General features: G+C 44.3%; 15 protein-coding genes. 9 read left to right on the forward strand and 6 right to left on the reverse strand.

All coding sequences use genetic code 11. The annotated features are described in order from the left end of the window. Positions 1–108: 108 nt before the first annotated feature. From QUA53_RS25090 to QUA53_RS25105, 4 genes are all read right to left on the reverse strand, one after another. Complete coding sequence (locus tag QUA53_RS25090; RefSeq protein WP_333100367.1) at positions 109–1,032, reverse strand: hypothetical protein; 924 nt, start codon at positions 1,030–1,032, stop codon at positions 109–111. A 249-nt stretch (positions 1,033–1,281) separates the two neighbouring features. After that, on the reverse strand, positions 1,282–2,679 hold the full coding sequence (mgtE, locus tag QUA53_RS25095; RefSeq protein WP_333068369.1) for a magnesium transporter: 1,398 nt from the start codon (positions 2,677–2,679) through the stop codon (positions 1,282–1,284). Positions 2,680–2,872: 193 nt separating this feature from the next. After that, complete coding sequence (locus tag QUA53_RS25100) at positions 2,873–4,609, reverse strand: ABC transporter permease subunit (RefSeq protein ID WP_333100369.1); 1,737 nt, start codon at positions 4,607–4,609, stop codon at positions 2,873–2,875. A gap of 151 nt (positions 4,610–4,760) precedes the next feature. Continuing rightward, positions 4,761–6,125: a nitrate/sulfonate/bicarbonate ABC transporter ATP-binding protein gene (locus QUA53_RS25105; RefSeq protein WP_333100370.1), complete on the reverse strand. Its 1,365-nt coding sequence runs from the start codon at positions 6,123–6,125 to the stop codon at positions 4,761–4,763. A 400-nt stretch (positions 6,126–6,525) separates the two neighbouring features. Between QUA53_RS25105 and QUA53_RS25110 the strand changes: the two genes are divergently transcribed. The 4 genes from QUA53_RS25110 to QUA53_RS25125 all read left to right on the forward strand — a co-directional run bounded on the left by QUA53_RS25110 (position 6,526) and on the right by QUA53_RS25125 (position 17,852). Next, positions 6,526–6,840 carry a hypothetical protein gene (locus QUA53_RS25110; RefSeq protein WP_333100371.1) on the forward strand — a complete coding sequence of 105 codons (315 nt, stop codon included), beginning with the start codon at positions 6,526–6,528 and terminating at the stop codon, positions 6,838–6,840. 1,315 nt (positions 6,841–8,155) lie between these two features. Beyond that, complete coding sequence (locus tag QUA53_RS25115; RefSeq protein WP_333100372.1) at positions 8,156–13,648, forward strand: PAS domain S-box protein; 5,493 nt, start codon at positions 8,156–8,158, stop codon at positions 13,646–13,648. Positions 13,649–13,771: 123 nt separating this feature from the next. Beyond that, on the forward strand, positions 13,772–16,867 hold the full coding sequence (locus tag QUA53_RS25120) for a response regulator (RefSeq protein WP_333100373.1): 3,096 nt from the start codon (positions 13,772–13,774) through the stop codon (positions 16,865–16,867). Between the two features lie 10 nt (positions 16,868–16,877). Continuing rightward, a complete protein-coding gene (locus tag QUA53_RS25125) occupies positions 16,878–17,852 on the forward strand; it encodes a diguanylate cyclase (protein ID WP_333100374.1) in 975 nt (324 codons plus the stop codon). Positions 17,853–18,184: 332 nt separating this feature from the next. Here the strand turns inward: QUA53_RS25125 and crcB are convergent, their stop codons facing one another. After that, entirely contained in the window at positions 18,185–18,583 is a 399-nt protein-coding gene (gene crcB / locus QUA53_RS25130; protein ID WP_333100375.1) for a fluoride efflux transporter CrcB, read from the reverse strand. 128 nt (positions 18,584–18,711) lie between these two features. Here crcB and QUA53_RS25135 point away from each other — a divergent pair, with 128 nt between their 5' ends. The 5 genes from QUA53_RS25135 to QUA53_RS25155 all read left to right on the forward strand — a co-directional run bounded on the left by QUA53_RS25135 (position 18,712) and on the right by QUA53_RS25155 (position 23,094). After that, the gene (locus QUA53_RS25135) at positions 18,712–19,350 is read left to right on the forward strand and encodes a macro domain-containing protein (RefSeq protein ID WP_333100376.1); all 639 of its coding nucleotides are present in this window, start codon (positions 18,712–18,714) and stop codon (positions 19,348–19,350) included. 371 nt (positions 19,351–19,721) lie between these two features. Further along, positions 19,722–20,327: a hypothetical protein gene (locus QUA53_RS25140; RefSeq protein WP_333100377.1), complete on the forward strand. Its 606-nt coding sequence runs from the start codon at positions 19,722–19,724 to the stop codon at positions 20,325–20,327. A gap of 163 nt (positions 20,328–20,490) precedes the next feature. Then, positions 20,491–22,278, forward strand: a complete 1,788-nt coding sequence (aspS, locus tag QUA53_RS25145) for an aspartate--tRNA ligase (protein WP_333100378.1) — start codon at positions 20,491–20,493, stop codon at positions 22,276–22,278. A 200-nt stretch (positions 22,279–22,478) separates the two neighbouring features. After that, positions 22,479–22,694 carry a hypothetical protein gene (locus QUA53_RS25150; RefSeq protein ID WP_333100379.1) on the forward strand — a complete coding sequence of 72 codons (216 nt, stop codon included), beginning with the start codon at positions 22,479–22,481 and terminating at the stop codon, positions 22,692–22,694. After that, positions 22,684–23,094, forward strand: coding sequence for a putative toxin-antitoxin system toxin component, PIN family (locus QUA53_RS25155; protein ID WP_333100380.1), 411 nt, complete (start codon positions 22,684–22,686; stop codon positions 23,092–23,094). The genes QUA53_RS25150 and QUA53_RS25155 overlap by 11 nt, the downstream gene beginning before the upstream one ends. Positions 23,095–23,140: 46 nt before the next feature. On the opposite strand, the gene QUA53_RS25160 is transcribed toward QUA53_RS25155, so the two are convergent. Beyond that, positions 23,141–23,323 carry a hypothetical protein gene (locus tag QUA53_RS25160; protein ID WP_333100381.1) on the reverse strand — a complete coding sequence of 61 codons (183 nt, stop codon included), beginning with the start codon at positions 23,321–23,323 and terminating at the stop codon, positions 23,141–23,143. Positions 23,324–23,349: the final 26 nt, after the last annotated feature.

The raw sequence follows: 23,349 nt of genomic DNA on the forward strand, positions 1-23,349 counted from the left end.
AGCAATCGTTTGGGGGTTTTGTGTTGCCGAATCTATCTTCCTTTCTCTCTGCTTAAATATCTGCGGAATGTGGGTTAGATTTACTCCTTTTTGCCTATACCATTCCCATTATTCGATTAATCCTAATTTTTGTAATCGCGAACGAATGGCACTAGGCTGTCGCTGAAATCTCTGAGCTAATTCGTCAATTTGTTGACCGCTAGCATATTCTTTTTTCAAATTTTCGTCTTCATCCTGACTCCACTTGACGTAAGCTCTAGGATATTTCTGGCGAATTTTCTCATTCTGGGTTTTAGGTCGATAACCATTCTTTTGAGCGGCATTCAAACCCGAACCAAACTGTGGGTTAATTTCCCCACTGCGACTAGCTAGCGCCTCTTGCACGCGGTTGGGAATGACAGCAATTTCTTCTGAGAGTTCAGCCAAAGCATTATCTACTTTTTGCTGAAGTTCTGTTAGCTGCCGCTGCTGCAAACTGCCCCACTGCGGCAGTTCGTTGATAAACTGCTGCAAGTCCAGAATTATTGTTGTCAAAGTTTCGACTTGTTGCAACTCCGGCCGCTGTTTGAATTGGCGGCTGGTGAGTTCGATCTCGCTTTGAATCATTTTAATAGTTTTTTCTAAAATTATTAGTCGCTGGCGCAGGTTCTCAATTGCTGAAATTAGAGAGTGTACGTTTTCTCCAGGCGCAACATTGAGATTTTCGCGAGATGTTTGAGAAAGAGCTTCGTCTAAAGCATTTACAGCAAGTTGCAATTGCTCGATCGCGCGATCGGTAGTAGCTGCTTGTTGATTTACGCGATCGAAAGTGGCCGCGGTACTTGCTTTAACTTGCCCGTGCAACTTCTGCCGGTTCACAAAATTCAACACCAACGAAATCACTACAGGCACTTGAGCATAAACGCTCTGCCCCCAAACCAAACTAGCAGCCAATCCCACAGCAGAGGCAGCAATAAAAACCACTTCAGCAGTTTCTAACAAATTGCTCGACTTGGGATTTTGGATTTTGGTGGATGAATTGGATGATGACATAGGCTAATACCATTTTAGATTTTAGATTTTAGATTTTAGATTTTAGATTTGGAATGACTGATGAAGCTCGGAGTTTGGAGAAATGGCCTATAGTTGCATTATTTTTTTCAACTGGTACAAATATGCGGATAAAAATAAAGTAAGAAGCGCGAGCGCACCTATCCGGTATGGAATCGGACGCCGACCCCGAATTTAGCAGTGGTGAAAAACAGATTAAGTTTTTTATTCACAGCCATCTAATTAAATATATTAAATCTGCAAAATTAGTCGAGCTAAAGTGAAATAAATCAAGACCCCAAGGACATCAACTGCGGTGGTAATAAAGGGAGCAGACATTAAAGCGGGGTCTAAACCCAAAGAACGAAATAGAAACGGCAGAGCTGAACCGGCAATAGAAGCTAAAATTGCGATCGCAAACAAACTCACTCCCACCGCGAGTGCCACGGCTAAACTCCCTTGCAGAGTATAAGCCCAGCCCGTCGCTACAGTCCCCAATATAGCTCCTAGCAGCGCTCCCGCCATCCCCTCGCGAACAATTACTTGAAACGGCCCCATTGCTGTAATTTCATCAGTGTTCAAACCGCGAATTACAACTGTTGAGGACTGAGCTCCGACATTGCCTCCAGTGCCAGTCAGCAGGGGAATAAAGGCTGCTAGGGCGACTACTTGGTGCAAAATATCTTCTTGAGCTCTAATAATTGCGCCGGTGACAGTATTAGTTAAAAGCAGAACAAACAACCACACGACCCTTTTCCGGGCAACGGTGATTAAATCGGTCTGGAAATAATTGTCGCCGCCGGACTGGACGCCGCCCAAGGTATAAATATCTTTTGCTGCTTCTTGTTCTAAAATGTCGATCGCGTCGTCAACTGTAATGATCCCGACCAGCCGCTGTTCGCGGTCTACAACGGGTACAGCTAAAAAATCGTAACGCTGGATCAGCCTAGCTACTTCTTCTTGATCCGTTCCTGTTTGAACAGAAACTACGTCGCGGGTCATAATTTCGCCGACAGTTTTGTCGAGGGGGGAAGTGACTAAATCCCGCAGAGATAAAATGCCGGTCAAGCTGCGTCCGGCGTCGGTGACGTAAAGAGAATAAATTGTTTCGGTAGTTTTAGCCAAAGAGCGAATTCGGTCTAAAGCTTGGGCGACGGTAAAGCTTTCTTTCAGAGAAATATATTCCGGGGTCATGATCCGACCGGCGGTACTGGCTTCGTAACCCAAAAGTTGAGCCGTAGCTTCCCGTTCCGTCGGGCTCAATTCACCCAACAGGCGACGGACTAATATTGCCGGCAGTTCGTCAAAGAGTTTAGCTCGATCGTCCGGGGACATTTTGTCTACAATGTCAATGACTTCTTGGCGTTTGAATTTTTCGCAGAGGGACTGCTGAACGCTGGAGTCGAGATATTCGTAAACTGCGATCGCTTCGTCTTTGGAAAGCAAGCGGAAAGCTATTACTTGCATGGTTTCTGGCAGACCTTCGATAGCTTCAGCTATGTCTGCTTCCTGCACCGGGTGCAAAATCGCTTTTGCTCCTTTAAAGTCTCCTTCTTCCAACAGGGCCCTTAACTGCGATCGAACTAATTCCCGCAGTTCTTTTCGCGCGTAGGTGGGTAGAGAAGACGATTGATAATTTTTTTCTGTCACTGATGACCCTCCTAAACCTGTGCTGCGCGCCTTCCTGAATCCAGTTTAGAGCCTATTGACGCCACTGGTTGCAGTTATACGATTTATACCCGCGGGGTTAGCAATCCAGTTTCTTTGTGGAGGCTTCACCACCAAACCAAGATGTATTCTCGAAACCTGTTTTTTGGGTATGGTGTTTTTGATATTGATTTACTTAAACCAACAATTGATATTTTTCTTGTGCCAAACGGTAAAGTGGCCGCCAGACCAAACGGTTAGTCAATACAACCAACAACGACATTACAGAAGTAGCAGCCAACAGCAAGGAAAAATTCCCAGATGCCGTAGCCTGAGAAATAGTTTCTCCCAAACCCTCTGTAGTAACAATTTGACCTTGAAACTGCACGTACTCGCTGACAATACTTGCGTTCCAAGCACCCCCAACTGCTGTAATAATTCCTGTGATCAAGTAGGGAAAAATTCCCGGTAAAATTAAAGTTTGCCAGCGCTGGATTAGGGATAGTTTGTAAACTTGTGCTGCTTCAAATAACTCCGAAGGTATGGCTTGAGCGCCCGCAATAACATTAAACAGCAAATACCACATTGTACCCAACATCATCAGCGCCACTGAACCAATTTGCAAGCCTCCTCCAGCGTGAATTAAAGCTAGTAGTAATACGGGGAATAAAGCAGTTGCCGGTACAGAAGCTGCTATTTGTACTAATGGCTGCAAAATTTGAGCTAAACGGGGATTTCGACCGATCGCCACTCCGACAGGCACTGTCCACAACAGCGATAAAAATAGCGCGGAAATGACGCGCAAAGCTGTGAAAAATGCACCTGTCATGACTTTTTGCCAGTCAGACAAATTCAGCAACCGCAGCAGCAGCAACGCTTCCCAAGTTCCCCAAAGCACAATGACGGCAAACCCGCTAACAAATATCCAATTTATCCAATTTCCGATGCGGCTTCCTTGGCGATGATTTGCTGGTAAATCCACCGATGCAAAAGCTCTTGCCAAACCACGATCGAAACTATCGCCGATCGGCGAAATACGCGACTTCAAAACCCGCAGAGTCGCCGAGCGCCTTAAAAAATCTAACACATTTGACTGCGGTACATTTGTAGCTTCCACCGCTTGATATTTAAACTTTTCTACCCAAGCAATCAAAGGCTGCCAGATGAAAAAGTCTATGGCTATAATTACCCCAATTAAGACTGCTAAACCCCAGCCTATCGCCCCAAAATTTCCTTCATTGGCTGCCTTGCCCAAATAGGAACCGAGTCCGGGCAAATTAAAGTTTTTGTCCCCCAAGGTAAAAGATTCGATCGCAATCAAAAAGAACCAGCCGCCCGCCACTGACATGACGCTATTCCACACCAGTCCGATCGCCCCAGCAGGCAATTCTAACGTCCAGAACTGCTGCCAAGCATTCAGCCGATAAACTTGAGCAGCTTCCTTAAGTTCTCGCGGAATCCCGGACAGCGACTGATAGAAACTAAAGGTCATATTCCAAGTCATTCCAGTAAATATTAAGATAATCGAGGCGATTTCTACGCCGATTATTTGACCGGGAAATAAGGTAACTAGCGCTAAAACAACTCCCGGCAAAAAAGATAAAACTGGAATCGATTGCAAAATATCTAACAAGGGAATTAAAATTTTTGCGGCTAAGGGAAAGCGGTAAGCAGAATAAGCATAAACTAGGGTAAACAGCAGCGATAAAAAATAGGCTGCTACCATGCGTAAGAGACTCTGGGCTGTATATGCTGGCAAGACATTTAGGGTAGTCTCAATTTTGAAATTTGGGTTGTACTCACTGCTGAATTGAGAAGCTGTTTGGACAATTACCAAAATTAGAGAGAAGATGGCTAGAATCAGCAAACCGTCTTGCCAAGTCCAAGCTGACCTTTCTAAAGTTTTATTTGCCGGTGTTAGAGGTCTGGTCATACGAAGTAGTTATTGGTAATCGGGAAAAAGGTAATGGGAAATTTGGAAGTTAGAATTTGGGGGAGCGGACGGCTAGGGCATCGGGTAATTGTTAATTGCTCATTGCTAGTAAATAACTAATAACTAATTACTGATGACTGCGGACTAATGACTACTGACTACTGGCTACTGACCACTGACTACTGACTTCAGATTCTAAGAAGATTTCGCCGCCCGGTTGATCGTAACTGTATAACTCTGCATAGCGACCCCAGTCAATAGCAGTTTTCAATTGCCGCATTGCTTCTTGGGGGCTAAAGTGGGCTTCTAGAATATCCAAAATCAACTCTTCAGAAATGCGGTGATTGCGTTTGGCCTGAAGCATTCGAGAAATTTGCTGTACCAGGCGAATATTGTTGAGAATTTGGGTACGAACAATTTGTTTGCGCTGGTCAATGCCGCCGGCAATAAACTGAATGCCAACTGGAGTTAAAAGGAGGTCGCCTTCTTGGATTACCAGAAATTCCATTAACTTTGCTGCTTCCACGATCGGCAAAATGTCGTCAACCTCTAACATTAATTCTTGACCGAGGCGGTAGAGGTCTTTCTCCTTGCGGTCTTCCAAGAGTTCCAACAGACCTGCGATCGCACCGGTTCGCACCTGTGGCAGAGATTGGTATTTAGCGCTTTGAGCGGGTTGAGGTTGAGACACAGCAGCGACACTTTCAGCAGGTGCTGTCACTGTTTCGCAGCTCAATTCGGGATTGGTGAGAATTTTGTAAACTTGGTCTACGAGAGCTTGAAATTCGGGAGTTTTACGATCGCGGTAGTGCGGCAAAGTCACTGTTAACTCGGCGCGAATTCGCCCCGGGTTGCGACCCAAGACTACAACGCGATCGGCTAAAATTACCGCTTCCTCAATCCCGTGAGTTACGATTAACACAGCTTGAGTCGGAATCTTTTTTTCTAGCCACAAATCTAATAACTCAAACCGCAAGTTTTCTGCGGTCAGCACGTCTAAAGCTGAAAACGGTTCATCCATGCAAAGCAATTCGGGTTCTACCGCCAAAGCTCTAGCAAATCCCACCCGCTGCCGCATTCCGCCCGAAAGTTCTTTCGGATAAGCATTTTCAAATCCGTCTAAACCGATAATGTCTATCATCCGTAAAGCTTTTTTGCGGCACGCTTCGGGCAATTCTCCTTTAGCTTTTAAGCCTAATTCTACATTTTCTAGTACGGTCAGCCAGGGATAAAGGGCAAAGTTTTGAAATACAATTGCCACCCCAGGATTTAAGCCGACTAAAGGACGATTGTGATAGATAACTTGACCGTTACTGGGCGGGATAAGTCCGGCAATCATTCGCATTAATGTTGATTTGCCTGAACCGGATGGGCCGAGTAAAGCTACTATTTCTCCGGCTCGGATATCTAAATTAATTGACTCTAAAATAGATATTTTTTGACCGTTGGGCTGCGGGTAAGCCTTGCTAACTCCTTGTAAGGTGATGAGACCCTCTGTTGCTGTTTGAGCTACCACAATTAAACCTCCTATGTTTTGTTTGAATTTAGTTATTAGGCAGTAGTTATTAGTCGGTAGTTATTAAGCAGTAGTCAGTAGTTAGAAACTATGGCAAACTGACAACTGATAATGGCTAATTGATACCAGTTTCGTAAAATAAGCAACTGCAGACCAGCCCTAACCATGATGCAGTCTGTCATTCTCAATCGAAAATTAAAAATGGTATGACTGCCGAGCATTTAGTCAATTTTTTGTGACAGGCGATCGCTTTTTCACCAGCAACAAGACTGGAAAAACAGCGAGTTGGAGCGCAACTGAAAATATAACCAGCCAAGTAATTGAGCGATCGTAAGCAATTATCATCGCCCAACTGCCCAGAAAGCACGATCAGCCATAGCCTGTGTTAAAAATCCCATAGGTGGAACCTCTCTTGTTTGCAGGCACGAGTCGAGCTAAGGCGGCTTTCAAAATTGATTCCTGGACTCCCATAGCTATACCCTATAAAGTCATTCCTAGCAACCCCCCCTGGCCATTTCCCAACAATACCAATGGGGCAAACAGTGAAGAAAAAATCACTGCAAACATCAGGGTTAAGATGCCGAGGCGATCGAACTTACCTCTCAAAAATCAGGGCTGCGATCGCGTCACTCCCCATCGCCCAAGGGTAAAATATAGGAATCGAGGTGTCAAATGCGATCGCGCTTCTGTGAAAATCAGTCAATTTGAGATGTGAAACTTCGGTGTGAGCGCTCAGTCGAAGGATTGGAGATTTTAGATTTACTCCAAAGATGAATCTGGGAGCAACAAGAGTCTAAAATTTTTATCTCTCCACCAAACAAGTCGGAGGCTTATATTCGTTTTTAGGTAGGGTTCAAGGCAATGAAGAGAAAATCATCATAGCCATAACTAATCAGCCCTAAAGTATCTCAATAAACCCTAAACAGCCCGGCCATCCTTCCGCTTTAATTTTTAACCCTCCTGCTTCAAAATCGAGGGGATTGAGATAAGTTCGCTGAAGTGCCAAAAGCACTGTCAGCCCCAAAAAAAGCTGCCACAGCCAAAATCGCAAAGCCTAACCGATAACCCAATTACTTTGCGCGTGCGATCGGCTATCATCAATAACGACCCTGGCCATCCCTATTTGATACCGTGCAGTTGATCGTCGGACTAGATCGATCGCGAAATGTTAACTATCTAAATCCTTTCTTCTTCACCTTCACGGGTTATATACACAAAGAAATTTTGGGCAATAATTGGTTTGACACCTTCTTACCTTGCGAGCATTAACAATCAATTAAAACTGTCAATATTACCTGCCAGCAGTGATAGTGAATCCCCTCGCTCCAGTTATGCTTCCTGTTCAAACTGCCAATTTGTTGGGCTGGGATTTAGACTCTCAGATCAAATCAAGGAACAGGGAACAGGAAAACAATTTTCTGTAGGAATGGATCTCAAAAGCTGCATCTGAATAGTGTACAATTATAACAAACCAGATGGGACATTACAAGGTGCGTATTGTGGGATAAAAATTCTCTGCGCTCTTGATTTTATTACGGAATGTTTAAACTTGTATCTTTTCCTTAACCCTTTTATATTCTTTACCAAATCTTTATTTTTTTTCTCTATGGTCTGGTTATTGTTGCTTCAAGCGAACTTGCAGCACGTTGCAAAAGAGTGAAATACCCTTGAGTTTTAGTTACAAAAGAGGTTTTTATGCCACACTGCCCCTGCTGCTCGAATCAAAGGCTGCCTCACGTTAGCAAGCATCAAATCTACTGGTCTTCTCCCCAATGTTGGCAAACAATACCTATTTACAATTTGAACAGATGTGGCTCATCGATCTCTATAAATCTAGTTAAAGGGCTAGGGGTTAAGTAACAACATTCTTTACCGATGTATTTAACAAACAAGCTTAGGGGTATAAAGTTTAGAGAATACCTTATCGCTAACTGGTTTTCCGGCTCAAGACTTAGTTTCATTGCATTATTAAATTACCCAAGTCTAGCCAAAAAATTTGAATGCTGCTCTATTCATCTATCGCTTAATTTATGGTAATCCCTCGACGCAAAGTAATTATAAGTTTAGACCAAACACCATTTAAACGATTGCTACCTCTTTTGCTTGGTGTGGTGGCCTCTCTTGCTGTTTTATTTACGTGGCAACAGCTAACCATTAACGGACAAATTCACATCGAGCAGTTAATTCAGCAGGAAGCCAATGCGATTCAGTCACAACTGACCGAAGGATTATCCATTCGGGTGTTGACACTTCGGCAAATGGCGAATCGCTGGGAAGCTAATGGCGGTACACCAAAGGCTCTTTGGGAAGCCGATGCTGAGGCTTATGTAAAGGATTTCTACGGTTATCAGGCGATCGAATTAGTCGATCCATCATTTAAAGTGCGATGGGTTGTGCCACTGGCAGGGAATGAGGCAGCACAAAACCTAGATGTTAATGGGGAACTGCGTCGCAAAATTACTTTGCAAGTGGCTCGTGATTTGCGTCAACCTATGTTAACTCGCAATCTTTCACTCGTTCAAGGGGGTCAAGAATTTCTAGCAACTTTTCCTTTGTTTGTAGGTGAACGTTTTGATGGGTGGATTGTCGGACTTTTTCAGTTTCAAACTTTATTTGAAAGTATTTTAAAAGTGTCACCAGGGTACAAAATTGCTATCTATGCTGGCACAAATTTGCTCTACGGTCAAGAGTTTGTGTCTCAAAAATCAGTTTCAAAAACAGTGGTATTGAAAGCCTATGGGGTAGACTGGAGAATAGATATTTATCCAACTTTAGATTTAGTAGAAAGAGTAAACTTTTATTGGCCGAGAGTTGTATTAATTGGTGGCTTATTTTTAGTTTTCCTGCTGATGTGGGTCATGTATCTGGCACAAGTTAGTTATTGCAAAGTCGATAAATTCAAAAAAGCCAATCGCCAGTTGCAATGGGAAATTCACCAGCGACAACAGGCAGAAATTGCGATCGCTCGACTAGCTGCGATCGTTGAATCTTCGGAAGATGCCATTCTCAGTAAAGATTTAGAGGGTGTAGTTACAAGTTGGAATGTAGGAGCAGAAACAATTTTTGGCTATACAGCGGCCGAAATAGTAGGGCAATCAGGGAGAAAACTGATTCCCCCAGACTATCGAGATGAGGAAAACGCAATTTTCACCAAAATCCAGCTAGGAGAACGCACCGAACACTACGATACAAAAAGGCTGAGGAAAGATGGAACATTAATCGATGTCTCGATGAGTGTCTCCCCCATTAAAGACGAAACAGGGAATATAATTGGAGTCTCAAAGATTGCCCGGAATATTGCTGACCGCAAACAAGCAGAAGCAGCACTACGTGAAAGTGAAGAACGCTGGGAACTTTCTGTACGCGGCAATAACGATGGGATTTGGGATTGGAATATTCAAACCCATGATGTGTTTTTTTCTAGTCGCTGGAAGCAAATGCTGGGGTATGAAGACCGGGAAATCCAAAACATTCTAGACGAATGGGCTAATCTGGTACATCCTGATGATTTGGGATGGGTGATGCAAGCCGTTCAAGACCATTTTGCCAAGAAAACTCCTTTCTATCTCACAGAATATCGCCTTCGCTGCAAAGATGGTTCCTACAAATGGATTTTGGATCGCGGTCAGGCACTTTGGGATGATGCAGGTAACGTAATTCGGATGGCTGGTTCTCACACCGACATTACCGAGCGCAAGCAAGCTGAAGTTGCTTTACAGGTCAGCGAAGCCAGGTATCGGCAATTAATCGATAACTTAAATGCAGGTTTTGTGATTCATGCGACAGATACCAGCATTCAATTATGTAATGAAAGAGCTGGTGAATTACTAGGGCTTTCAATGGATCAAATGCTGGGAAAAACTGCGATATCTCCGGCCTGGCATTTTGTGCGGGAAGATGGCAGCGTGATGCCCCTAGAGGAATATCCGGTAAATCAGGTTTTATCCCGTGGAAGTTCCCTCAAAAATTATGTTTTAGGAATTAAAAAAGAAATTGATAGTTGTGTTTGGGTATTAGTTAATGCCTACCCAGAGTTCGATCAAAACAGTAAAATCATACAAGTTGTAGTTACGTTTATTGATATTAGCAATCGCAAAAAAGTAGAGCTGGAAATCCAGAAAACTCGCAATTTCTTACAAGCACTGCTGGATCATCTACCGCTCGCAATTTTTGTTAAGGACGCAGAGCCTAAACGATTTGGCGTATTTCAGTTTTGGAATAAAACCAGCGAACGGTTATTTGGCATCTCAGCCGAAAATGCGATCGGCAAAAGTGGCTATGATTTTTTCCCAAGAGAACAGGCTATCTTTTTCGATCAAAAGGATAGAGAAGCTTTTGAAAAAGGTAAGGCGGAGGATATTGCTGAAGAAATCATTGACAGTCATAGTCTGGGAAAACGTTGGCTGCATACGGTGAAGATTCCCATTTACGACGAGCAGCATCAGCCCCAGTACCTACTTTGTTTTTCAGAAGATATCACCGATCGCAAACACGCAGAAGCAGAGCGTAGAGAAATGAGTGAGGTAATGCAAAATGCGGTTTCCGGCATCTCCAAACTGGATGTACAAGGACACTACCTCTATGTGAATAAAGCTTATGGTAACATGACAGGCTATCAGCCAGAAGAAATGATCCGGATGTCCTGGGAAAAAACCGTACACCCCGATGAGTTGAAAAAACTGGTTGCAGCCTATTGGCTGATGGTGCAAGAGGGCAGAGTTGAAGTTGAAACCAGAGGGATTCGTAAAGACGGTTCGGTTTTTTATAACCAATTGGTGATGATTTCAACTTACGACGCACAGCACCAATTTATGGGGCATTACTGCTTCATGAAAGATATTAGCGATCGCAAAAAAGCCGAACTTGCACTAGAACAGGAACTCCTGCGGAGTAAAACCTTCTTCAACACTTCCCTGGACGGTGTTGTTGTCATGAATTGGGTCGGAAAAGTTGTCGAAGCTAGTCCCAGTTTTGCTCAAATGCTGGGCTACACCCTAGAAGAAACCCTAAATCTGAGTGTGTTTGATTGGGATGCTGAATGGACGAGGGAAGAACTACAACTTATGCTCCAGAGAGAGGAGGTTATTCCGCTGTTTGAAACGCGACATCGCCGCCAGGATGGTTCTGTATATGACGTGGAAATTAGCTGGAACCGGGTGGAATTACAAGATGAGATGATGAACTTCTGTATCTGCCGAGATATTAGCGATCGCAAACGCAACGAAGCGGAACGCCAACAAGCAGAACAGGCACTCCGAGAGAGTGAAACTCGCTTCCAAGCCTTCATGAATCACAGCCCTGCCCCTGCCTGGATTACCGATGAAAATGGTGTAATGCTCTATGCCAGCCAGACTTATCTCAATACCTTCGAGCTACCCACTGAAAATGTGATTGGAAAATCCATTTTTGAACTTTACCCCGCCGCCTTCGCCCAACAATATCTAGATAATATCCAAACCGTTGCTCACACCAACGAGCTAATTGAAACGATTGAGATTGCGTCCCGTCGAGATGGAACCCTGGGTGAGTTTCTGGTTTACAAATTTCTCATCCCCGACTTATCTGGGCAAATGCTAGTAGGTGGTGTGGCGATCGATGTGACACGACAACATGAAGCTGAAACCGCCTTACAACTGAGTGAGGAACGCTTGAAACTGGCACTAGAAGCTTCTGGAGATGGACTGTGGGATTGGGACATTGAAACTGGAAAAGTTTACCTGAATTCCTACTACCAGGAGATGCTGGGCTACAAGCCCGGTGAGTTGGTGATGGATGTGAACCTCTGGGAACAGATGATTCATCCTGATGATACATTGTGGGTTTTTGAGGCTCTCAATAGTAACTTGCAAGATAGCTCTCTTAAATATGCCTTTGACTATCGCGTGCGTTGCAAGTCAGGTGAGTGGAAGTGGATCGCTAACTACGGGAAAGTCGTTAGCTACGATGAAGATGGTAAGCCTTTACGGATGATTGGAACGCACAAAGACATCAGCGATCGCAAACGTAAAGAACTGGCACTGCAGCACGCAATGGAAGCAGCAGAAGCAGCGAACTTGGCAAAAAGTACCTTCCTAGCCAATATGAGCCACGAATTACGCACTCCTCTCAACGTAATTCTAGGATTTGCCCAAGTGATGACCCATGACCCCTCCCTAACTCCCAACCAAAAACAAGACCTGCAAACAATTCAACGCAGTGGGGATCACCTTTTGAGTTTGATTAACGATGTGCTGGATCTCTCGAAAATTGAATCGGGACACTGCACAGTTGAACAAAGCGGATTGGACTTAATTGCGCTGCTGCATTCCCTCCGAAATATGTTGGCGGAACGAGCAAGTTCTAAAGGACTTGACCTTTGTTTCGAGATTGCGCCAGAAGTTCCCCAATTTATGCTTGCCGATGCTCAAAAACTGCGCCAGGTTTTGCTGAATCTGCTGAGTAATGCCATCAAATTTACCGATCGTCGGGGAAGCATTACTTTGCAAGTCAGCATTGAGGCGGACGGTACAGGGGCATTAAGCACAACTCGGCCGATTCTCCAGTTTGTAGTCGCTGACACAGGTGTAGGGATTGCATCGGTCGAACTCGACACCATCTTCGATGCGTTTGTGCAAGCTCAAGCTGGGAAGCGATCGATCGGCGGTACGGGGCTAGGTCTAACCATTAGCCGCAAATTGTTGGAACTCATGGGCGGAAAAATTTCTGTCAGCAGCACTGTAGGACAGGGGAGTACCTTCACATTTACCCTTCCCGTCAGCCCCATCAGTGGAGTTAATGTTACACCCGAAGAGAATAATCGCCTCGTGATTGGGCTGGCTCCAAGTCAAGGGGATCATCGCATTTTGGTGGTTGACGATCAAGCAGAAAATCGCTTGCTAATGGTCAGATTACTGACACAATTAGGATTAGAGGTAAAAGAAGCTACCAACGGACAGCAAGCTGTGCAGATTTGGCAACAATGGCAACCCGACCTAACCTGGATGGACATTCGGATGCCCGTGTTAGATGGATACGAGGCTACGAAGCAAATTCGGGCAATGGAAGACGGACACAACAGTATCATTATTGCACTTACGGCCCAGGCTTCCCAGAGCGATCGCGCCCTCGCCTTGGCTGCTGGCTGCAACGACTACATCAGCAAGCCCTTCCGGGAACAAACCCTATTTCTTAAGATGGCCGAATACCTGGGGTTAGAGTATGTATATGAGGAAAAGGAAATAGAAAAGGGGGAACGGGGAACAGATTGTTTTCCTTCTTACCTCTGTTCTGTTGCCTCTTCCGTTTCAGATTCCTTCGATCCAATGCTTTTGGCGACATTACCAAGAGTATGGGTTGTTCAGTTGGAAGATGCTGCTTTATGTGGGGATGATTTTGCGATAATTGAACTGGTAGCTCAACTTTCCTCAGAACTCGCTCAATTCGGTACTTATCTGACGGAACTCGCCAACCAGTATCAATTTGAAAAAATTCTTAATCTAATTCAAGACCATTTTCCAATTGGAATTCCTCCATTGGATTTATAAGCTGTTGTGCAGTTAAATGTTTAATTATGACTAGGGAATTAGAAACAGCCAACAATAATTAAATTTAATTGTTGTAATTAGTGAAAAACCTTCTTAATTTTTATTGATAATTACTGCTATAAGATGCCTAATAAAACACCCAAAATTTACCAGTTTACTCCTGTCAGTTTAAATAATTTAGAGGAATGCAGCGAAGAATCCGTGTATGCTCCCGGTCATATTCAGCCACACGGAATCGTTTTATTGATGCAAGAAAAAAGCCTCAATATTTTACAAGTAAGTAAAAATGTAGAACAGTTATGTGGCATTTCGGCAGAAGAATTGCTAGGTCAGCCATTGCCAGGGGTATTGGGTCACGATCGAGTACAAGAAATTGTTAGGTGTCTAGAGCGAGAACAACTAGAAATTCATAAGGTTTTCGATCTAGAAATCCCTCTCAAAGACGGCACGATTCAAAGATATAGAAGCACACTGCATCAGCTACCAGATGAGTTGATTCTGGAGCTGGAACCCCACTTGACTATTGAAAATAATCATTCAATCGATTTTTATCAGCGTCTGCAAACAGTTATCCTCAACTTTCGCAGTGCGATCGATATTTCGGATTTAGCTCAAACCATTGCTAGAGAAGTGAAAGCCATGACCGGGTTCGATCGCGTAATGGTCTATCGCTTTGAAGCCGATGACCATGGGGTGGTGATTGCCGAAGAGAAAGAAAGTTCTCTAGAAAGCTACTTGGGATTGCATTACCCGGCGATCGATATTCCCGTACCCGCCCGCAAATTGTTTTACAGCAATTGGGTGCGCCAAATTCCTAATATCAATTACACCCCGGCCCGCCTAATTCCCACCAACCATCCCCTAACCAATACACCCCAGGATCTAAGTGCTTGTGTGTTAAGGGGAGTATCTCCCTACCACATTGAATATTTGCAGAATATGGGAGTGGCTGGGACACTGACGATTTCGTTAATTGACGATCGGCGCCTCTGGGGATTAATTGCCTGTCACCATTACAGCCCGCGATTGCTAGATTACGAAACTCGCAAAACCTGTGAATTTTTAGGACAATTTGCCTCTATCGAACTGGTGCATCAGCAAGATCGAGAATTGAACGTTTACCGATCGCAGGCAAAAACTATTCAGGATCAACTTCAGCAGGCATTCCGGCGAGAGTCTAATTTTATCGAACAAGTATTGACCGAAAATGCTTCTCAAATGCTAGATTTAGTTCATGCTCAGGGAGCTGCAATTCTGCTCGATGGTCGTCTGACATTGGTGGGTAAAACACCATCTGAAGCTGAGGTTGACGAGCTCGTGCAGTGGTTGCTACAACAGAACAAAGAACGAGTGTTTGCAACAGCTTCTTTGTCTCAGTTGTATCCCCAAGCGAAGCAATTCAAAGACCGAGCGAGCGGTGTTTTAGCAATCTCAATCTTCCTCTCCTACGCCATACAAAAGTCATACCATATCCTTTGGTTCAGACCCGAACAAATTCAAACCATAAACTGGGCAGGTAATCCACACGATGCTGTGTCGATCGACGAAATTGGAAAAATGCACCTGTGTCCCCGCAAATCCTTTGAACTGTGGCAAGAGACAGTGCGAGAGATGTCTTATCCGTGGCAGATTGCAGAGTTAGAAGCTGCCGCCGAAATGAGGCATATCCTCATGCTGGCGGTGTTAGAATTTTCGCAAGCTGCCCTAGAACACGCTGCACAAAAGGCAGCAATAGCCAACCGTGCCAAAAGCCAGTTCCTTGCGAACATGAGCCACGAACTCAGAACGCCTCTCAACGCCATTCTGGGATTTACCCAGCTTATGAACCGCAGCCCCTATATCCCAGAAGAATTTCAAGAGCATTTAGGGATCATTACCCGTAGTGGAGAACACCTGCTAACATTGATCGACGATGTTTTGCAAATGTCTAGGATTGAAGCAGGGCAATTGCTACTGAGTCGAAGCTGTTTTAATCTGCATCGACTGCTGGGTTCTATCAACGAGATGTTCAGCATCAAAGCGCCTGAGAAAGGGTTACATCTGAGCAGCGAGTGGGATGCTACTGTTCCCCGTTATGTCTGTGGGGATCAAGCAAAACTTCGCCAAATCTTGATTAATCTGCTGGGGAATGCGATCAAATTTACAACAACAGGAAGCATAGCCCTGCGCGGACGAGCTTTTTCATCAGATGATATGCCATCCGGTACAGTTCGCGATCGCGCCACTAATCCACCTGATATTAAACCAACTATTACCCTGTGTCTCGAAGTTGAGGATACCGGATCTGGCATTTCTCCCTCAGATTTAAAATCAATTTTTGACGCTTTCATGCAAACCAATCGCGGTCGCAACGATCGAGGAACAGGTTTGGGACTGTCTATCAGTCGTGAGTTTGCGCGTCTGATGGGAGGCGATATCACCGTGCGAAGCACCCTGAATCGAGGATCGACTTTTACCTGCCAAGTTGTTTTAGAACTACCAGAGTCCCTTGATTTAGAGGAACCTGAAATTAGCGATCGGATTATCGGGCTCGCACCTGGGCAACCTATCTACCGAATTCTAGTAGTAGAAGACGTGCCAGAAAATCGGCAACTGCTGGTGACACTGCTGGAGTCATTTGGGTTTGATGTGTGTGCGGTGGAAAATGGGGTAGAGGCGATCGCTCGTTGGCAAACATGGAACCCTGACCTGATTTTGATGGACATTCAAATGCCTGTCATGGATGGTTATGAAGCGACGAGACAGATTCGATCACAACAGTCATTAGTCATGAGTCATGAGTCATCAGCAGATAACTCAGGGCAAATGTCACAGGACAAAAGACAAATTACACGCATCATTGCCCTCACTGCCTATGCTTTTGAAGACGATCGTATCGCCAGCCTGCAAGTCGGTTGCGATGACTACATTGCCAAGCCGTTTACTGAAGACACACTTTTCGAGAAAATAGCTCATCACTTGGGCGTCCGCTACTGCTACGCCGAAAAACTTCCGCCAAAATCATCAGCTTCGCCACCAAAGATATTTACTCCAGACTTTAAAACCATGCCAGCCAAGTGGATTGCAGAAGTTCATGAAGCAGCACTAGATCTTAGTGATAATAAGCTTTATGAACTTATTGCTCAAATTCCCAAGGAGAAACAAGATTTCATCGCTGCGATGACATCTTTGGTCGATAACTTTCAGCTTGAAACGATCGCAACTCTCACCCAGATTTAGGAACAAGCCCATGACAACTCTATTCAAACTTGCGGCCGAAAGGAATATTCTCATCGTGGATGATACCCCAGACAATCTGCGCTTGTTAGCCAAAATTTTAGAGTCACAGGGCTATATTGTGCGTAAAGCCCTCAACGGCAGGATGGCACTCCAAGGTATTCATCGCGACCCACCTGCTCTGATTTTACTTGACATTAATATGCCAGATATGAATGGGTACGAAGTCTGCCAAAAGTTAAAAGCATCTGAAGCCAGTGCTCAGATACCGGTTATTTTTATCAGTGCGCTCGAACGACTGGAAAACAAGGTACGAGCCTTTGAGCTGGGTGGTGTAGACTATATTACCAAACCCTTTCAAGAGCAGGAAGTGCTGATGCGAGTAAAAAATCAATTACTCATCCAACAGCAACGCCAACAACTGATCGAACAAAATCAACGTTTAGAACACGAAATCCAGGAACGTCTGAGGGCAGAAGCAGAAGTAAGGCAGCTCTCAGTGACCGATGAATTAACTGGATTATATAACCGACGCGGCTTCTTTTTACTAGCAGAACAACAACTAAAAATTGCTCTTCGCACGCAAACATCCTATTTTATTTTGTTCGCTGATTTAGATGGTTTGAAAAAGATTAACGATACTTTAGGACACGAAATGGGAGACAGAGTAATCGTTGACGCAGCTAAAATATTGAAGCAAACCTTTCGTGATGCCGATATTATAGCTCGACTGGGAGGAGATGAATTCGCTTTATTTATTCCTAATTTTTTAGGTGCTTCATCTACTAATTTTCATTTTCGACTGCAAGAAAATATAGATCGCTTTAATCAACAGTCGGAGCGAGCTTATATCTCAATAAGTCTTGGTGTAGAGTTGGGGGATTTAAAGAATGAAGTTTTATTAGAACAATTGCTGGCCAAGGCTGACAAACTCATGTACGAGCATAAACGCAACAAACGCTGTTTAAATCCTCAACCGTTCTTTTGATAACAACGGTATCGGATCGCCATAAGCATTATTTATTAAACGCGAGTTCAACCGAGAAAGAGTAAACTGAAAACAAGGTAGGGAAACAGCTTGAAAAGTTTAGCCCGTCAGCCAGAAAACACGATGCAGTACACATCATTACACCTAAACCTGACAGGGTAGCAACCCAGTTAAAATCTGTGCCTGTATTAGGTTAAGGGTGTGAGAAAAAGATGTAGTCGGTATTGTCCAGAAAGCCGATCTCAAATCGACAGACTGATGCTGAATGGGTTGGGTGTTTGCCTACAATGGCATTCTTTTTAAGTGATATTATTTTCATAAATCGATGTTATCTATTTACCAATTCGTGCTAAAATGACACCAAGCTGAACAGCGATTACTCCGAGTATGGCACTGCCTGCCCAGTAAAAAGCGGCGATGCTGTAAGCTCGATCGCGCCACAAGACGTTCGTCTCTAAACCGTAAGTTGAAAAAGTAGTATAAGCACCCAAAAAGCCCGTTGCTACAATTAACCGGACTTCCGACGGAATAGTCACCACCCGTTCAAAAGCGAGGGTGATAAAAAATCCCATAGCCAAGCAACCCGTGATGTTAATAAAAAAAGTTCCGTAGGGAAAAGCCGTCCCGAAACGATTGGCAAACCACAAGGTGATATAATACCGGCTCAAAGCGCCGGCAACGGCACCTAAACTAATTGCGATCGGATTGCGCAGATTCGGGTCTTGCAGCATACAGCTATTAAATATTTGCTACTTGATATAGAGATGAATTTTAGATTCAGCGGACTTATGTAAAGTATTGTAGGATTAAATTGGCGATCGCTCTAGCTGTTCGCAATTAAAATTAAGAGAGAGTATTTATGCAAATTGTGCTGGCTACCTTAGACGATGGTTTAGTTAGAGCGTGGGAAAGCACTTGCGGCAGTATGGAAAATGTAAAGATACATCACGGTTCAATATTTGATGTAAAATGCGATGCTATTGTTAGTCCGGGGAATAGTTTTGGTTTCATGGACGACGGCTTAGATTTAGAAATTTCCGAATATTTTGGAGGGCAGTTTCTTGAACGCTTGCAAAAACTAATTCAGGCTCGACATCACGGCGAACTTTTAGTAGGAATGGCAGAAATTGTAGACACGGATCATGCTGAAATTCCCTATTTAATAGCTGCACCAATCATGCGGGTTCCCACAGTTTTAAGAGAAACAGTAAATGTTTATCTAGCAACCCGCGCTATTTTGAATCTCGTAAAATTTGGCTCAGTCCCAGATGGAACTCCAGTCAAACATATCATTGAAACTATCGCTATTCCAGGCATGGGTATGGGAACGGGCAAAGTGCCGCCACATATCTGCGCCACTCAAATGAAAGTTGCGCTCGAAGAGATACTGTTATCTCAATACGAATTTCCTCAATCTTTACTACACGCTCAAAGATGTCACCACTTGTTATATAGAGACGAGAGCGAAGATTTGCAGTTGGAAAATGGAAACTACTAAATTTGCCAGTTTGATAGTGTTCAGAAACCCAGTTTATTAATGTGTGTTTTTTTAGGTATAGAGACTTATCACAAATTTAAGTGCGCTAAACCGTACCTACAAGTTGGCGGTATCCTACACATGAGAGCAAGTGTGGTAGATATAATGTAATAGAACTGAGATCATTGCAACTAGGTAAGCGCGGATACAAAAGTTGATAAAGCTGGAACAAGAATTGCCTAGTTCTTATTAAATGCCAGAATTCCTTCTGGCGCTACACGTACAAAGTCGGTATAAAAGACCACAATTCTTCTGGCGCTACACCTACAAAGTCTGCATCCAGGGACTGTGAGATTTTTTGAAAATGTTTACTACCACAGGAGAAGATTGATATGACAGATCCAAAAGTAACCGAGGAACCAATTTTAGAGGCAACTGTCGAAACGACGGAGCTCGTCAAAAAAGAGATGCCCGACGCGACTGATGAGGCGATCGCAGAAACTGCGGCGCTGTTTGAAGCAATTAAAAAACGCGCCACCGCCGAAGTGCAAGCAGCGGGCGAACTCACCCGCGAAGCTTATTTAAAAGCTGTCAATAAGGCTTCCGGGGCGATCGAAGAAAATAAGGATCTCGCCCACGAGAGATTCACAGAAGCAGTCAAGCTGATTAAACAAGAAACTGAGAAAAACTGGCTGGTGGTAGATGCGATTAAAACGCGGGCGCAAGCGCAGGTGCAAGATGCCGGCGAAGTCAGTCGCGAAGCTTATTTGAAAGCAGTGCGACAAGCGCGAGAAGCGGTGGAACAAAATAAATTGATCGAACGCGATCGCATCGAACAAGCTGTTGACCACATTCAGACGGAAGCTGAAAAGAATTGGCACGTTATTGTCAAGCAAATTGAGTCGATCGGCACTCGCTTGACGGATGCGGCTAAGTCTGCATGGAACGCGCTGACGGCGTTTTTTGACAAGTCTCACAGCGATCGCCCAGATTCCTAGAAGGGCCAGCCGGGGGTTTGGAACTCCCAGCGGGTTGTTAGGGTAGTTAGCTTTGGAATTAATTCCAAAGCTAATGCCGATCGTGCGTGCATTTGCATTCAGCAGAAGTTTCAGGCATACTGCATAATTAAAAAGCTTTATTTTTAGTCCACAACCCCCAATTATGAGAAGTTACTACTGCGGCGAACTGCGAAGCGAACACATCGGAGAGACTGTCACCCTTTACGGCTGGGTGGATCGCCGCCGCGATCATGGCGGGGTGATTTTTCTCGATGTGCGCGATCGATCGGGTATCGTGCAAATTGTCAGCGATCCTGAACGCACCCCCGATTCCTATCACGGGGCTGAGGCTTTACGCAGCGAATATGTGGTTAAAATTACCGGGCGAGTCACCAGCCGTCCCGCAGATTCCCTCAACCCGAAATTGCCTACGGGTGAAGTAGAAATTTACGCTGACGAAATTGAGTTGTTAAATGCGGTTCGCAAACAGTTACCGTTTCAGGTGGCGACGGCGGAAAATGAAAGTGTGCGGGAAGATTTGCGGCTGAAATATCGCTATTTGGACTTGCGGCGCGATCGCATGAGTCGGAATTTGCAGCTTCGCCACCAAGTAGTGAAAGCTATGCGCCGCCACTTGGAAGATGTGGGAGGTTTTATTGAAGTTGAAACACCGATTTTAACGCGATCGACTCCTGAAGGTGCGAGAGATTATTTAGTGCCCAGCCGCGTCAATTTGGGCGAATGGTACGCTTTGCCGCAGTCGCCGCAGTTGTTCAAACAATTGTTAATGGTTTCGGGTTTAGACAGATATTATCAAATTGCCCGCTGTTTCCGCGATGAAGATTTGCGTGCGGACAGACAGCCGGAATTCACACAATTAGACATGGAAATGAGTTTCATGTCTTTAGAAGAAGTTATTGAATTAAACGAAGGTTTAGTCTCCCAGATTTTCCAAAGTGTCAAAGGCGTAGAATTACCTCGTCCTTTTCCGCGCTTGACTTACGCTGAAGCAATGGATCGCTACGGTAGCGACAAACCGGATACTCGCTTCGGTATGGAATTAGTCGATGTTTCCGATTTGATGAAAGATTCGGGATTTAAAGTATTTTCCGGGGCGGTTGCTGCGGGCGGAATTGTGAAAGTTTTGCCGATTCCCGGCGGGAATGATGCGATTTCTAACGTGCGGATTAAACCGGGCGGCGATTTGTTTAAGGAAGCCAGCGAAGCGGGTGCGAAGGGATTGGCTTACATTCGGGTGCGGGATAACGGCGAAATTGATACGATCGGCGCTATTAAGGATAATTTGACGGAAGCGCAAAAACAGGAATTGCTCGATCGCACGGGCGCGCAACCAGGTCATTTGTTGTTATTTGCTGCGGCTGACGCGATAACTGTCAATAAGACTTTGGATAGATTGCGTTTGTTCGTGGGTAACGAATTGGGATTGATTGACAAAGACAAGAGGAATCTGCTGTGGGTGACAGATTTCCCGATGTTTGAATGGAACGCTGACGAGAAGCGTTTGGAAGCATTGCACCACCCGTTTACTGCGCCGCATCCCGACGATATTAACGATTTGAAAACTGCGAGAGCTCAAGCTTACGACTTGGTGTTAAACGGCACAGAAATCGGCGGCGGTTCGCTGCGGATTTATCAGCGGGAAGTTCAGGAAAAGGTGTTTGAGGCGATCGGCTTATCGACTGAGGAAGCTTACAATAAGTTTGGCTTTTTGTTGGATGCGTTTGAGTATGGAACTCCGCCCCACGGAGGCATTGCTTACGGTTTGGATCGGTTGGTGATGCTGTTGGCTGGCGAGGAATCGATTCGCGATGTGATTGCGTTTCCGAAGACGCAGCAGGCGGGCTGTTTGCTGACGAATGCGCCGGCTGGTGTGGATGAGAAGCAGTTGAAGGAGTTGCAAGTGCGATCGACTTATACGCCTAAGTCATAAGTATGTAAAATACCTTGACCATTCTCAATAATCCTTTCAGGGCGGGTTCGCGTGCCCAGCGCACAATAAAATTCATCTGTTGTGGAACAGGCATCTTGCCTGTTCTTGAGAATGGTGCAAGATGTGTGATAAAATAGAGTTAGAAAAAAAAAAAAAAAGTTTTCGTATTAACACTTTTTTTAACGGCTATGGCAATAATTATGATTCAAGTTGATGAAAATATTAAGACGGCTTTTGAAGAAGCTAGTCCTAAGACTCAGCAAGAGTTAAGTTCGATTATTCAATTGTTTTTTAGACAAAATTTACACAATAAAACATTAACGCAGGTGATGGCAGAAATTTCCGAGCGGGCTATGCAGCGAGGCTTAACTCCTGAAATTTTACAAGACATTTTAGCAGATAATAATGACGAATAGATTTGTCATTGATACCAATGTTTTAATCAGTGCTTTACTGTTTAAAACCTCAGTCCCATTTCGGGCGATTGAGTTGGCAGAAACACAAGGAATAATTTTATATTCTGAAACGACTTTAAATGAATTAGAGCAAGTTTTGAATCGTAAAAAGTTTAACAAGTATATTTCTTTGGAAGATCGACAGTTATTTTTACTGAAATTTATCAGTTCATCCCAATTAGTTTATATTACAGAAAACATCACTGTTTATCGAGATGAAAAAGATAATAGGTTTTTAGAGTTGGCTGTTAGTGGTAATGCCAATGTAATTGTTACGGGGGATTTGGATTTATTGGTATTAACTCCTTTTCAAGGAGTCGAAATTGTTACTCCCGATATGTTTATTGAGAGATTCAGTTAATGCCATAATTACATGGCACGTCTTTAGACTAAAAACACTATAATTATCATAGATGTCCTTGCGTTTCCGAAGACGCAGCAGGCGGGTTGTTTGCTGACGAATGCGCCGGCTGGGGTGGATGAGAAGCAGTTGAAGGAGTTGCAAGTGCGATCGACTTATACGCCCAAGTCATAAAAGGCGATCGGGACTTAGGCAAAGCCGATGTGTCATGCTGAGAGAAACGAAGCATCTCAGTTGAAAGGCCTAAATCATAAT

Origin of the sequence: Microcoleus sp. Pol12B3 (assembly GCF_036701355.1) — a bacterium.
In the GTDB taxonomy this organism is placed as follows: Bacteria; Cyanobacteriota; Cyanobacteriia; order Cyanobacteriales; family Microcoleaceae; genus Microcoleus.